Below are 13,258 nucleotides of genomic sequence, written 5' to 3' on the forward strand. Positions count from 1 at the left end.
CGAAATGATGCCGGCAATCCGTAATGAGCAGAACGAATGGCAGCCCGTTCCTCCGGGCATTTCGGACGGTGACATGGACTTCCCATAATCCCGCATCGGGCCAGAATAACGGCTGATGCCACCGTGGTCTGGCTGACGCGGGAGGGATGAGGTTGGAATTTTCCGGTGAAAAGCCGGAAGGAGCGGATACTGTCACCGAAGCTGAATGTTTTTTCACTGCGCCAGGCCTGGATACGGGCATCGCAGCGTGTAGAGCCGCCCGGGGATGATAGTGTACGTTCGACCCGGCTGACATGACGGCCTCAATTTCTGGGGCCATTTTGCGGCAGAAAACAAACTGATAATCTAAAAACGCCATTACTGCCACGTCCGCTTTACCTGTTCCTGTGGACTATATATCCGGATCGTTCAGCCGGTGCAACATCAGCATGGCGGTGAGTATGCGCAGCTATTCAGGCATAGTTTATTCAATTAATCTCCCTCCACTAAACAATTTCGTAAACAAACACCAAACAACACGGTATTTAATATGTTGATATCAGTAGGAATATTGTTATGAGTAAGTTTCTTTACCAGGTCTCACAAATATATTAACAACTATAAAGTGAATCATTTTGTTTTATTTATCAGAAGATTATAGCTTCGTTGGCTTTGAAGTATAAGGCATAAGAAACCTCTCATTAACACGCTGCGCAATATTCTCTATCAAACCCAGGGTATTGATCGGCATTTCCGATCGATTAGGTTTTTGGTTATTATCCTCCTCAACGTAACTACAGTAGCTATTCACGCCTGGAAAACACCTGATGTTATCCGGGGTTTATTTTACAGAATAAAGGTCTGAGAAGCGCTTTTGTATTTAATAACCCTATTTATCCGATGTTTTACTTTTCTCAGGCGCACAACCTGGACTGAAAGGGCTTATTTCAATCAGCAAATGGGCGGCTTTGAATGCCATCCGGATAAGACACAGACCGGCCGGGTATGCAGCGGTTTTGACTGGCCGGGCATCTGGTTCGGGGCTGAGGGGCCCTCCATCGCTCTCCGGGCATTAAACACTCATCGCGAACGGCGCGTGCGGCTTTATGAGCAGGCCCGTGCAGGGGGATGTCTCATGAGGCAGCCTCTAAGCGGGTGCAGGCGTACGAGGCGCGATGGGCATCATGGGCTAAGGGGCTACTGCGTGTATGCAGTGCTCCCTGAGCCTGACTATCAACTTCTCTGACGTGCGAGTGACCCCTACGGGGGTAACACGCCGATGAGGAATACACTGCAAATGTTGACTAAATGAAACGAATTCTCCCCATACTATTCATGTTACCCTTGGCGGTGATGGCGAATGCCGATCTGACGAGCCAAACTACCGCAACGACATCATTCGAGCCGAACAAAACATCAGGTAACGACATTATGTGCAACGTTTCCCCAGAAGGTACCGCTAAACTAAGATATGCGGATAATTGGTATCCGCAGTCCATTGACTTAGACTTAGACGTGTGGGTGCAAGTGAGCAATATTTCAACTATTTTCCTTACAGCAACTGCCACGTCGAATACACCTCCTACCATAACCTGCGACTATCAGGCCAACGGCGTTACCAAGAGGGTGTGGGACATCACTTTGAAGCCATCTTGTACCTCCACCGTCAACGACTCTGCCATGGGGAACCTGAACCCGGGGACTAGCGACCACCACATTGGTGTCTCCGGCACATCGAATGGCACCGTCCGCTTTACAAGCCCGGATATGGACTCCTCCGGGGTCCTTCATCTCGGCGGGTCGGCCGACGTCTTAGTTCAACCCGATGCTAACCACATTAGTACATCGCCTGTCTCCTGGACCACTCCATCAGACTCAACGCTCAACACTCACGTAACTGTCAACACTAAGGCGAAAGCCGGGCCCCTGTCATCCGTCCTGACTGCCACGTTGACGTGCCAATAACTACCCGAATTCTGTAGGGAGCACCCACAGGGCACAGGGCTAAATAATAAACGTCGGCTTTTACCCGTAGGGTATCTCCTGCGATGGTCTGGGACGAAATGATGCCGGCAATCCGTAATGAGCAGAACGAATGGTAGCCCGCTCCTCCGGGCATTTCGGACGGTGACATGGACTTCCCATAATCCCGCATCGGGCCAGAATAACGGCTGCGAGGTCAGCTTCCAGAGTAATTCCAGTATGCATTCATCCGGTAGAATGAATGCATACAAACGCGGTAGTCTATTAGTAATTCAGCGGAGTAATATCTGAGCGTCAGGCATTTACTACCTTCATTAAATAAATAAGCCTGGACTTATCTTAACAAAAAGCCAGGCCGCATTTGCGGGCTCAGACCCAGCTAAAAGCGGAGAGAATGTTACCCAGATGACGGAAGGTATCGTTCATCAAATCGTAAAAGATAGGCCCGAAGTTGTACATCATTAACAAAAAGGCCCCCATCCCAACGGCGATAGAAAGCGGAAAGCCGATAACAAATATCGACAGCTGTGGCGTCAGGCGGTTCAACAAGCCCAGCGTCAGATTAAGCGCCAGAAGCAGAGTAATCATCGGCATACCGACCTTTAACCCACAGCTAAAAATAACCCCAGCCGTTTGTAGTAGAAGGTAAAATCCACCGTCGCTGAGAGGCGCGGCATTCACCGGCAATAACGTAAAACTCTCCGTCAGCACATCAATCAGATACAGATGACCATTAAATGCCAGAAACAATAAGGTGAACAGCACATTCATAATACTGCCAAGTACCGGCATCGTCTGGTTGCCGGAAGGATCAAAAAATGAGGCAAATGAGAGCCCCATCTGTAGACCGATAATCTCACCCGCATTGCGCATAGCAGCAAAAATAAACTGCATGGTCAAACCGATAGACGTACCGATAATGATCTGTTTAGCGGTGACCCAAAGTCCATCGATGGACCACAGCACAATATGCGCGTCTGGTAGATTTGGCCCAAGTAAAAATGCAATCAGCACGGCCAGACCGATCTTCACTTTTTTTACCGCCGTTTTTTCACTAAAGATGGGTGCCGTACTGAATAATGCCAGGGTGCGGACCAGAGGCCAGAAATAGTGACTGAGGAGGTTGTAGAGATCGGGTAATAAAAAGCTCTGCATATCTAACGAATTACATTGGGGATATTATTAAATACCGATCGCATATAGTCCATTAACGTTCCCATCATCCACGGGCCAATCGCGATAATGACCACAATGACCGTCAGCACTTTGGGAATGAATGAAAGGGTCGATTCATTAATCTGTGTTGATGCCTGCAATATACTCACAAGTAGCCCTGTCAGCATTGAGCAAAACAGCAAAGGTGCGGCTACGGTTAACGCAACCTTTATGGCCTGGAAACCTAGTCCCATTACGCTTTCTGGGGTCATAGTAGTACCTTACTTAGCTATAGAAACTCTGTGCCAGTGAACCAAGAATTAACTGCCAGCCATCTACCAGAACAAAGAGCATCAGCTTAAAAGGCAGTGACATCGTTGCCGGCGGCACCATCATCATACCTAAAGCCATCAGCACGCTGGCAACGACCAGATCAATAATTAAAAAAGGCACAAATATGGTAAACCCAATTTGAAAACCACTTTTTAGTTCGCTGGTCACAAACGCTGGCAACAGAATACGCATGGGGACGTCATCCCGGCTGTTATAGGCAGGCTGTTTGGCGATGCGAGTAAAAAGTGCAAGATCGGTTTCACGCGTCTGTTCAAACATAAAATTGCGCATCGGCAATGCACCTTTATCCAGCGCCTCCTGAATGCTGATTTTATCCTGCGACAGAGGCAGCCAGGCATTATCATAGACTTGCGAAAAAACCGGCGACATAACAAAAAAGGTCAGGAACAATGCCAGCCCCAACAGCACCTGATTTGGCGGTGACGACCCGGTACCGAGCGCATTACGCAGAAGGCCCAGTACGATAATAATGCGGGTAAAACCGGTCATCATTAACAGGACGGCGGGCAATAAAGTCAGTGACGTCAGCAACACCAGCGTCTGTACCGGTAACGACCAGCTTTCGCCATGCGCACCATGACCAATCACAACATCACCGCCTGCTGCCAGGACCGCATGAGAAGGTAGCATCACCAGTAGAAAACAGGGCAGAAAACGAAAAGCAAAGCGTAGAATTCTGCTCATAGATCGTTCCTGTGCTTAGTGGTGAAGGCCTTCGTCAAAGCTTGCTGAAAGCCGTCTGTCGCTGGATGAGCTGCCGTCTCTGAACTCTCCGCGTCTCTTTCGATTTCGGTAAGAAAAGTGACAGCGCCGGGCGTGACCCCGAGCAATAACCAGCGCTGGTCAACTTCCACCACCACGACACGCTCACGCTGACCTAATGACTGGCTACACTTCACAGTCAGAAGAGTCTTGTCTTTCATCAGCGCGCTACACCATCCGCTGCGCCGTACCAGCCAGGCAATGGCGAGAATTAGCATCAGAACGACTGCCAGCGCGCCGGTTAAATTCATCAGCATCGAGCCCGCAGATATCGGCGCGGCAAACTGAGAGGCCATAGGGAGTTGAGATTGCAGCGGTTGATTCATTATCGACTCAGACGCTGCATTCTTTCTGAAGGCGTAATAATATCGGTAATGCGCACGCCAAATTTATCGGAGACTACCACGACTTCGCCCTGGGCAATCAGATAGCCGTTAATCAAAATATCCAGCGGCTCACCCGCTAACCCTTCCAGAGGAACGACAGAGCCCAAACTCAAACGCAGCAGTTCTTTAATCGTCATCTTGGTACGTCCCAGCTCCACGGTCATTTTTACCGGGATATCCAGCACCAGATTAAGATCCTCTAACGCGTTCATCATTTGATCGTTTCTTGAGGAAACCGGCGCGGTGTCGCCGTTTTCGGTCGACAGCTGTTCGCTCATCGCCTCTCCCCAGAGATCGTCAACAGACTGCTCGCCGGCCTCTGAGGGCGGATTGGTAGCACTCATTTAGTTATTTCTCCTTATTAAAAGTTAGTAGAGAGGGGGTGAAAATTTTTTCAACTTTAATCGCCATTTGCTTATTAAGCTGGCCATATTTACCGGAAAAGACAGGGTGACCATCCGCAAAAACATCAACGATCTCTGGTTTATCCAGAGGAATTACGTCCCCTTTCTGTAACGTCATAACTCGGGAGATATGAGAGGGAATCTCTGCCAGTCTGGCGACCAAATCCAGCTCGGTGTCGCGGACCTGCACAGCCAGAGTATTATGCCACTGCTGATTTTCTTGCCTGGAGTTTTCAAGCGGCGGATTTGTTAACAGTTCCCGAAGTGGCTCAATAATGCTAAAAGGAATACAGATATGTAGCTCACCGCTATGCGAACCAATTTCAACAGAAAAAGGTGTCGTTATCACAATATCATTGGGTGACGATGTAATATTGGTAAATTTGATCTGCGTTTCAGAACGTACATATTCGGTCTGAAGTTTATAAATAGAACTCCAGGCTTCGTCGTAGGACTGCTGCGCCATCGACATAATACGCCTGATAATACGCTGCTCAGTTGGCGTAAAATCCCGACCGTCCACTTTGGTCGGGAAACGCCCGTCACCACCAAACAAATTATCGACAGCCATCGATACCATCTGCGGTGAAAAAGCAAAGAGTGCGGTTCCACGTAGCGGATTCATATGCACTAAATTAAGATTTGTCGGCACTGGCAGATTACGCGCGAACTCGTGGTAAGGCTGTATTCTGATATTGCCCGCAGTAACATCAGGATTACGGCGCAGCAAATTAAACATATCCATACGAAACTGACGAGCAAATCGCTCATTAATTATTTCAAGCGACTGCAAACGCTCGCGAATAACACGACGTTGGGTGTTAGGATCATAGGGCCGGATCTCATCAGTGCCCAGTGATTCCTGGGCACTTTCATTTTCTGTACTACTGCCACCATTTAAAAGATGATCAATCTCAGCCTGAGATAATAGACTGTCGGACATAAAATTTACCGTAGTATAAATGCATTCAATAATACATCGGTAACCATCACACTTTGCTGGTTCGCGAGTGGAAGGTTAACAGCGTTTTTTATTTTATTGATTAACTCAATTTTTCCATTATCCGTTGCCAGCTCATCGCCAGTTTGCCGAGAAAAAAGTAATAACAGCCGACTCCGCACTTCAGGCATAAATTGTTGCAGCAGCAGTTTGCTGCTTTCATCTTTTAGTTGCAAAGTTAAACCTATATATAAAACGCGATCGCCATCGTTTTCACCGGGTTTAAGACTAACCGTAAAGGTATCCAGTGAAATATAGATCGGCGAGGGCGCCGGCACGTTTTTTTTCGCAGACGAAGATTTTGTTATCTCTGCCTGTTGTGCCGATTGAATAATATGCATCTGATAAAACACGTACCCGACCAGTGCTGCTAACCCAAGGATGATTAACACCATCATCAAAAAAATAAAAGAGTGTTTTTTTCCGTTGCCGGATACTTTCTGTTTTGTTTTCGGCATTATGTAACGAAGTCCCGTTTATAATTCAGCCAGGTCAATTAAGCAATTGCCCCGATGAGCAGCATTCTATTATATCTGTCACCGAGGTAATTGATGTAAAAGTTAAAATTACTGCCAACAATTCCCCGAATAAACGAGGCGACTAGGCAAAAGTATTAACGCCAAGGTTATAACTTACTGTTGTGGAAGAAGTTTCAACATTATCGCCGACAAATGACAGCGCCTCGGGTTGATCCTGTCTGACAAAATTTTGTTGTGAAGACTTCTCCTGCTGCGATGAATCACTCCAGGAGGATGTACCGCTGTCAACACTGCTCTGACTCAGCTCAATTCCCGACTCGGCCAGCGAAGTACGCAAATGCGGCACTGCAGCCTCAATGGCGGCGCGGACCTGATGGCTATCTGAAACGAAGTGCAACTGTGCCTGATCATTTTTGAGCTGCAGATTGACCTGGAGTGAACCCAGCTCTTCGGGGTGCAGGCGCAGTTCGGCATGTTGGACGCCATTGCGCGTGAAACAGGCAATCTGCTGGCCCAGCGATTGCTGCCATCCTGGCGTGCCCATTTCCTGATTCAGAACTCCCGTATTAAGCGTACTATCCGCATTGATTGTACTGTTGTCAGAGCGGGATGGAGCGGGCGCTGACAATGTCAAATCTGGTTTCAATGATTCCTGACTCGCCTCATGACGGTCCGCGTTGACCTTTGCCATAAGCCCCTGATTTTCCAGTCCCGAAAACGGTGTCTTCATTGCCGGAGTGCTGGTCAGCTGGCTTTGTTCGACTGCCAGCGAAGCCCCTGGCTCGGTTTGCGACGCATTGTCACCGCTACCTGCAGGCAGAGAATGAAAGGTCGGATTGATGTTAACTCCAGTAACGGGTAGTGCATTACTGTCAGCTTTATTTATATCGAGCCCCGCAACCCGATCCTCGCTGAAAGGCGCCGGCATCCCGTCTGATGATACTTGCGCAGCCTCACCCGACAATACAGTAGTTGCAGGCTGTGGCTGTACTACATCGGCTGTAATCGCCTGTGGCAAAGGCTGAACGACATCATCACCCGGCGCGGCTTTACCTTTTTTCGCATCTCCCGCAGCCGTGGCTTCCCGCTCCTCCAGGGTCTGATTCAATAATGCCAGCAACGACTCCCCAGACATATCGGCCTCTGGTGAATCCGCGTCATCAGTTGACTCTTCTGCAGCGAATCTTTTCAGCCTGTCAACCAGTCCATTGCTCGCTGGCACAGTCGCTGGCCCCATTGCAGATGTCTTCTCATTGAGAAGGCTGGTGAACGCCTGTCCATCGTTTAACATTTCGCCCGACGCTGGCGTCCCCTCAGCCAGCGGACTGACGGCCGGTATTTTTGCAACCATCATGCGGATTTTTTCCTTAAAAAGATCTGGCTGGCAAACTCATCCATCAGCTTTTGTTCCTGACGACTCTCGTTCAACTTTGCAATATCATCAGCACGGCATTTTAGCGTGGTGAAGGCATTTAACCGCCGACTGTCATTTTTCCAGTCGCTAAGCGCCTGAGTAACAGAATCCTCGCAGCTCGCCACGCGCACACTACACTGCTCAACCACCTGATTTAACGAATTAATAAAAAACTGGTAGCTGAGAAGATGCGTGACAGCAAGGCCTTTCCCCTGCTTTCTGGCCACTAGCTCTTGCTGATATTCCTGCTGATAACACTGCAGCTGAGTCAGCTCAGCCCGGGCCTTCTCATAAGTCTGACGTACCTTGCCTAATTGCAGGGTGGCGTCATTCAGCTTGTCTTCCGCCCTTTCGCGCAGCAGGTCCATCACAGAACGTTGTGCCATGTCAAATACTCACTTACAAATCGGTTTTTTCAGGAAAAAGAGATTCCAGTTGTTCAAATGAGGGTTGATACTCACTGCTCTCAAAAATGCCCTGCTGCAGGTAGCTTTCAAGCTGCGGATAGAGCGCGATCGCTTCATCCAGGATGGGATCACTCCCAGAGGCGTAAGCACCAACGCTTATCAGATCGCGATTGCGTTGATAAGCGGAAAGAAGCTGTTTGAAACGCTGGACTTTCTTGTAATGGGCTGGCGCGATCAGCTCTGTCATTGCGCGACTGATAGAGGCTTCAATATCGATAGCCGGATAGTGCCCCGACTCGGCCAGACGACGCGACAGTACGACGTGACCATCAAGAATAGCGCGAGCGGAATCCGCAACCGGATCCTGCTGATCGTCGCCTTCGGTCAGTACCGTATAGAATGCGGTGATTGACCCGCCCCCTTTTACGCCGTTCCCCGCCCGTTCAACCAGCGCAGGTAATTTGGCGAACACCGAGGGCGGATAGCCTTTGGTCGCCGGGGGTTCACCGATCGCCAGTGCGATCTCTCGCTGCGCCATCGCATAGCGCGTCAATGAATCCATAATCAGCAGCACATCCATGCCGCGATCGCGGAAATCTTCAGCAATGCGCGTAGCATAGAGCGCACCCTGCATACGTAATATCGGCGAAACGTCGGCGGGCGCGGCAATAACGACAGAGCGACTCAGTCCCTGTTGCCCCAGAATATTCTCGATAAAATCTTTGACCTCGCGACCACGTTCGCCAATCAGCCCCACGACAATCACATCCGCTTTGGTATAGCGCGCCATCATCCCCAGCAGCACGCTTTTTCCCACTCCGGAACCGGCAAACAACCCCATCCGCTGCCCACGGCCAACGGTCAATAAACCATTAATTGCCCTGACGCCAACATCCAGCACATCTTTAATTGGATCGCGCAGCAGTGGATTAAAGGGCGCAGTAAAAAGTGACCCCAGCGGCTGGTTGGCTGGTAAAGGCAGGCCATCCAGCGGATGGGCTCTGGCGTCCAGCACGCGGCCCAGCAGCCCAGGGCCTAGTGGAAGCTGCTTGCCGCTTGTCATGGTGCCTGGCGGGGTGAAAACACGAGCACCAGGCAGAATACCTTCAACATTTTCCAGCGGCATCAAATAGAGGATACGATCGTTAAAACCAACGACTTCGCCCTCGACAAACGCCGTCTCGCCGCCGGACTCCCGCTCAATAAGGCATAGCGTCCCTATCGGTAACTTAAGCCCAACGGCTTCCATCACCAGCCCGGTCGCACGCAGCAATTTGCCGTACTGTTGGTATGGTGGAAGCGTCATGATCTGCCGCTCGCACTGCACAATCGCGTCCAGCCAGTGTTTAAAGCGCGTGGTCATCAGTGGTAATCTTCCATGGCCAAATTACAAAGCATTTGCCAGTTCGCGGAAAGCGAACCGTCCAGTTCACCCTCCTCTGCCGTAATGCGACAACCTCCGGGTACCATTTTCGCGTCGGCATGCAGCGCCCAGCCACGCCCTTGAAGCATTTCACCCAGATGCTCCTGCACCATAGGCAAATCTTCGTCGCTGACCCATAGTTCAATTTGGTTGGTAAATTGTAAGTTCTCCTGTAGTAGCTGGCGAATCTTCTCCAACAGCACCGAGGTATCACAGACAATTTGCTTACCCAGCATCGAACGTACCGCATTCAGGGAGAGCTGAACCAGCCGCGCGGGGATAACGCTGTCAAGACTGTCCAGAGCGGCCTGAAACTCATCGACCAACAGGGTAAAACGGCTGATTAACGCCCGTTGCTGGGTATTCGCTTCTGCCGTGCCCTGCGCCAGTCCCTCTGCCCGCCCATGATTGAACCCTTCGCGATAGCCCCTGGTCTGTCCCTCTTCCAGACCGTTGCGCTCACCTGTCGCATATCCTTCCCGCTCTGCCTGCTGGCGCAGACGGGCAAGCTCGGCCTGGAATTGCGCTTCTGACGCGGGATCAACCACAGCCAGAGCATCCGTTTGCGAAGGTTCAATAACCGGCGACTCAAAACTGTCCAGCAGGCTTTCAGGCTGCCAGAGTCGCCAGTCGCGATCAGACGTAGACATCGTCACCTCCGCCAATGACAATTTCACCCGCATCCGCCAGGCGACGAGCAATCATCAGGATATTTTTCTGTTCGGCTTCCACCTGAGACATACGCACCGGACCACGTGAATTGAGGTCGTCTCTCATGATGTCTGCCTGACGCTTCGACATATTGCGGAAGAAGGCGTCGCGCAGTGGCTGTTCAGCGCCTTTAAGAGCAATGAGCAAAGATTCATTTTCGATATCCTGTAGCAGACGCTGGAGGCTGCGATCTTCGATCTCGACGAGGTTTTCGAACAGGAACATTTCATCAATAATCTTCTGCGCCAGTTCGTGGTCAAACTCACGTACCGCGTCGATAGCCACCTCTTCCTGATTCGACTTCATCAGGTTGAGGATCTCGGCCGCAGGCCGCACGCCACCCATTTTGCTGCGCTTCATATTCTGGCCGGTCAGCATGTTATTCAATACTTCGGTGAGTTCCTGCAAGGCAGCAGGCTGCACGCCGCCAAACGTGGCGATACGCAGCATAATGTCGTTACGTTCCTTATCGTCAAATTTTGCCAGCACATCGGCAGCCTGCCCACGCTTGAGATGGACCAGAATGGTGGCAATAATCTGCGGATGTTCCTCACGGATAACGTCAAAGACCATCTGAGGTTCCATGAAGTTCAGCGTTTCGAGGCCATTAACATTATTGGAATGAGAATCAAGCAGATCCTCCAGCAGGCTGGAAGCGCGCTCCTCACCCAACGCTTTTACCAGCACATTGCGCAGGTAATCGTTAGTGTTGAAGTCCAGCGCCGCAAAATCGGATACGTCGCGCTCAAATTCTTTCATCACGGTGGCCAGGCTATCATGCGTGATGCCGTTCATGTTAAACATGGCGCTACTTATCTGGGTCACCTCGTGCGAATTGAGGTGCTTGAATACTTCAGCCGCACATTCATCACCCAATGTGAGCATCACCATGGCACATTTATCAGCTGCGTTCATTACGACTTCTTCTCCCTAATAAGCCACTTACGAATCACAGCGGCAAGAACATGAGGCTCCTGCTCTGCAAGGTTTCGCAAATGCTGCGTCGTGATTTCAGTATCCACCCGCTGCTGCGCCTTCTCTTTCTCAATGTTTTCGTTTTTACGGTTCTGGGCATCCAGTGCCGCCTGGCGAGCCTCTTTCTCCAGTTCAAGCCGCTGAAGCGCCAGTTCCTGATGTTTAATCCAGAAAGGCTGTACCGCTTTGCGCCAGAGAATCCAGGCCACCAGCGCAATAAACAGATAGCGTGCAACCTCCAGCAACATATTAATGAGGTCCGGCTGCTTCCAGAGCGGAACGGCAACGTCGTCATCGGAGTCGCTGAACGGTGAGTTAACCACGCTCAGGGTATCGCCACGCTGCGATGAAAATCCCATCGCCTCTTTCACCAGCGTGTTGATTTGATCCATCTGCTCTTTGTTCAGTGCGACAGGTTTGCCATCTTTTCCGACCATGTAGTTGACCACAACCGCCGCGGAGAGGCGTTCGACACCACCGGGGCTCTGGCGCGTATGTGTTAACGTGCGATCAAGCTCGTAGTTGACGGTTTCATCATTGTGATTGCTGTAGGGAACGCGTTTAACAGCGGAGGAATCTGACGTTGCAGGCTTTGCCTGATCGATCGGCGCCGATGCCGACTCCAGCGGCTGATTACTCAACGCGCCAGGTACTCCACCAACGGCCTCTTTTCCGCCCTGCTCACTACCGCTCGTCTGGCGACTACGGATGGATCGCTTATCCGAAGAGTTATTCGGCTGATACAGTTCTGCGGTCTGTTCATTGGTAGAGAAATCGATTTTAGCAGTCACCTGCGCCCGCACGTTATTACTCCCCACAATGGGGGCCAGGATGGCCTGAATACGATTTTGATAATCGTTTTCAACCTCGCTGGTGTAATTAAGCTGTGACGTCTGCGTGGCCCGGTCACCGCTTTGCGTTAGCAGATGCCCATTCTGATCGACGATAGTGACGTTATCGGCAGACATGCCAGGTACGGCACTGGATACCAGATGGGTAATGGCGCTAACCTGTCCTTCATCCAGGGTGCGCCCCCCTACCAGATTGAGCGTAACTGAGGCTGAAGGTGGCCTCTTCTCCTGCACAAAAAGGGACTCTTTCGGCATCGCCAGATGCACGCGTGAACTTTTTACCGGCCCCAGAGTATCAATAGTGCGGGAGAGCTCCCCTTCCAGCGCACGCTGAAAGTTAATTTGCTCACTGAATTGGCTGATACCAAACTTTTCTTGATCCAGTAGCTCAAACCCTACCGACCCGCCTTTAGGTAATCCTTGCTGAGCCAGTTTTAGTCGCAGATCGTAAACCTGTTCTTCCGGAACCATAATAGCCCCCTGCCGCTCATCAAAACGGTAGGACACATTCATTTTCGTCAGTTGGGTCACAATCTCGCCGCCATCACGATCGCTGATATTACTGTACAGCACGCGATAATCAGGGGTTTTAGCCCAAAAAAGCAGCGCAATAATAATAGACAGCGCGGCGGCAGCAGAAATAATAAATATAACTCGGGGATTCGAACGAACGCGCCCAAGGACAGCAATCAGACTGTCCATTGTATTCTTGTTATTACCGTTAGTTGCGGCATTCATGCCATGTTCCTGTAAAAATTATAATGACCCAATATGAACGAAACATTAAATTCAGATGCGCCATTCATTGGTAAGCACTCATGCCGTCACAGCATCCAAGGACAAATAAATCAGGCCGGGTATTATGTACAAACTGGGGGAAACTTTAGTCGGTGATAAGCTAACGCTTCTGTCAGCTATTCAAATTATATTTTCGCATTGTACTCCTGCTATTCTGTTTCGGTTGAACTGGCAAGA

At 50.3% G+C, this 13,258-nt stretch carries 13 protein-coding genes; all 13 read right to left on the bottom strand.

Annotation, left to right across the window (positions count from 1 at the left end; all coding sequences use genetic code 11):
• Nucleotides 1-2,331: 2,331 nt before the first annotated feature.
• The 13 genes from fliR to fliF all read right to left on the bottom strand — a co-directional run bounded on the left by fliR (nucleotide 2,332) and on the right by fliF (nucleotide 13,021).
• The gene (gene fliR, locus BM427_RS23615) at nucleotides 2,332-3,117 is read right to left on the bottom strand and encodes a flagellar biosynthetic protein FliR (RefSeq protein ID WP_090126750.1); all 786 of its coding nucleotides are present in this window, start codon (nucleotides 3,115-3,117) and stop codon (nucleotides 2,332-2,334) included.
• A gap of 2 nt (nucleotides 3,118-3,119) precedes the next feature.
• Complete coding sequence (fliQ, locus tag BM427_RS23620; protein WP_090126753.1) at nucleotides 3,120-3,389, bottom strand: flagellar biosynthesis protein FliQ; 270 nt, start codon at nucleotides 3,387-3,389, stop codon at nucleotides 3,120-3,122.
• Nucleotides 3,390-3,402: 13 nt separating this feature from the next.
• The gene (gene fliP / locus BM427_RS23625) at nucleotides 3,403-4,155 is read right to left on the bottom strand and encodes a flagellar type III secretion system pore protein FliP (RefSeq protein ID WP_090126755.1); all 753 of its coding nucleotides are present in this window, start codon (nucleotides 4,153-4,155) and stop codon (nucleotides 3,403-3,405) included.
• The gene (gene fliO, locus BM427_RS23630) at nucleotides 4,152-4,490 is read right to left on the bottom strand and encodes a flagellar biosynthetic protein FliO (protein WP_167518528.1); all 339 of its coding nucleotides are present in this window, start codon (nucleotides 4,488-4,490) and stop codon (nucleotides 4,152-4,154) included. The genes fliP and fliO overlap by 4 nt, the downstream gene beginning before the upstream one ends.
• Before the next feature lie 68 nt (nucleotides 4,491-4,558).
• On the bottom strand, nucleotides 4,559-4,963 hold the full coding sequence (gene fliN / locus BM427_RS23635) for a flagellar motor switch protein FliN (RefSeq protein ID WP_090126761.1): 405 nt from the start codon (nucleotides 4,961-4,963) through the stop codon (nucleotides 4,559-4,561).
• A 4-nt stretch (nucleotides 4,964-4,967) separates the two neighbouring features.
• Nucleotides 4,968-5,966, bottom strand: coding sequence for a flagellar motor switch protein FliM (fliM, locus tag BM427_RS23640; RefSeq protein WP_090126764.1), 999 nt, complete (start codon nucleotides 5,964-5,966; stop codon nucleotides 4,968-4,970).
• 5 nt (nucleotides 5,967-5,971) lie between these two features.
• Nucleotides 5,972-6,481 (bottom strand): flagellar basal body-associated protein FliL, encoded by a 510-nt coding sequence (gene fliL / locus BM427_RS23645; protein ID WP_090126767.1) that lies wholly within the window; start codon nucleotides 6,479-6,481, stop codon nucleotides 5,972-5,974.
• Nucleotides 6,482-6,623: 142 nt separating this feature from the next.
• Nucleotides 6,624-7,856, bottom strand: coding sequence for a flagellar hook-length control protein FliK (locus BM427_RS23650; RefSeq protein ID WP_244316604.1), 1,233 nt, complete (start codon nucleotides 7,854-7,856; stop codon nucleotides 6,624-6,626).
• Nucleotides 7,853-8,284 (bottom strand): flagellar export protein FliJ, encoded by a 432-nt coding sequence (fliJ, locus tag BM427_RS23655; protein WP_244316621.1) that lies wholly within the window; start codon nucleotides 8,282-8,284, stop codon nucleotides 7,853-7,855. Before fliJ ends, BM427_RS23650 begins: the two co-directional genes overlap by 4 nt.
• 31 nt (nucleotides 8,285-8,315) lie before the next feature.
• Nucleotides 8,316-9,686 carry a flagellar protein export ATPase FliI gene (fliI, locus tag BM427_RS23660; protein WP_090126773.1) on the bottom strand — a complete coding sequence of 457 codons (1,371 nt, stop codon included), beginning with the start codon at nucleotides 9,684-9,686 and terminating at the stop codon, nucleotides 8,316-8,318.
• Nucleotides 9,686-10,396 (bottom strand): flagellar assembly protein FliH, encoded by a 711-nt coding sequence (locus tag BM427_RS23665; RefSeq protein ID WP_167518530.1) that lies wholly within the window; start codon nucleotides 10,394-10,396, stop codon nucleotides 9,686-9,688. The genes fliI and BM427_RS23665 overlap by 1 nt, the downstream gene beginning before the upstream one ends.
• A complete protein-coding gene (fliG, locus tag BM427_RS23670) occupies nucleotides 10,383-11,372 on the bottom strand; it encodes a flagellar motor switch protein FliG (protein WP_090126779.1) in 990 nt (329 codons plus the stop codon). The genes BM427_RS23665 and fliG overlap by 14 nt, the downstream gene beginning before the upstream one ends.
• Nucleotides 11,372-13,021 (bottom strand): flagellar basal-body MS-ring/collar protein FliF, encoded by a 1,650-nt coding sequence (fliF, locus tag BM427_RS23675; RefSeq protein WP_090126782.1) that lies wholly within the window; start codon nucleotides 13,019-13,021, stop codon nucleotides 11,372-11,374. The genes fliG and fliF overlap by 1 nt, the downstream gene beginning before the upstream one ends.
• Nucleotides 13,022-13,258 lie beyond the last annotated feature (237 nt).

Origin of the sequence: Kosakonia arachidis (assembly GCF_900116535.1) — a bacterium.
Lineage (GTDB): Bacteria > Pseudomonadota > Gammaproteobacteria > Enterobacterales > Enterobacteriaceae > Kosakonia > Kosakonia arachidis.

Coding starts and splice junctions, on each gene's coding strand:
- fliR (WP_090126750.1), bottom strand. CDS start 3,117: ATGCAGAGCTTTTTATTACCCGATCTCTACAACCTCCTCAGTCACTAT.
- fliQ (WP_090126753.1), bottom strand. CDS start 3,389: ATGACCCCAGAAAGCGTAATGGGACTAGGTTTCCAGGCCATAAAGGTT.
- fliP (WP_090126755.1), bottom strand. CDS start 4,155: ATGAGCAGAATTCTACGCTTTGCTTTTCGTTTTCTGCCCTGTTTTCTA.
- fliO (WP_167518528.1), bottom strand. CDS start 4,490: ATGCTGATGAATTTAACCGGCGCGCTGGCAGTCGTTCTGATGCTAATT.
- fliN (WP_090126761.1), bottom strand. CDS start 4,963: ATGAGTGCTACCAATCCGCCCTCAGAGGCCGGCGAGCAGTCTGTTGAC.
- fliM (WP_090126764.1), bottom strand. CDS start 5,966: ATGTCCGACAGTCTATTATCTCAGGCTGAGATTGATCATCTTTTAAAT.
- fliL (WP_090126767.1), bottom strand. CDS start 6,481: ATGCCGAAAACAAAACAGAAAGTATCCGGCAACGGAAAAAAACACTCT.
- BM427_RS23650 (WP_244316604.1), bottom strand. CDS start 7,856: ATGATGGTTGCAAAAATACCGGCCGTCAGTCCGCTGGCTGAGGGGACG.
- fliJ (WP_244316621.1), bottom strand. CDS start 8,284: ATGGACCTGCTGCGCGAAAGGGCGGAAGACAAGCTGAATGACGCCACC.
- fliI (WP_090126773.1), bottom strand. CDS start 9,686: ATGACCACGCGCTTTAAACACTGGCTGGACGCGATTGTGCAGTGCGAG.
- BM427_RS23665 (WP_167518530.1), bottom strand. CDS start 10,396: ATGTCTACGTCTGATCGCGACTGGCGACTCTGGCAGCCTGAAAGCCTG.
- fliG (WP_090126779.1), bottom strand. CDS start 11,372: ATGAACGCAGCTGATAAATGTGCCATGGTGATGCTCACATTGGGTGAT.
- fliF (WP_090126782.1), bottom strand. CDS start 13,021: ATGAATGCCGCAACTAACGGTAATAACAAGAATACAATGGACAGTCTG.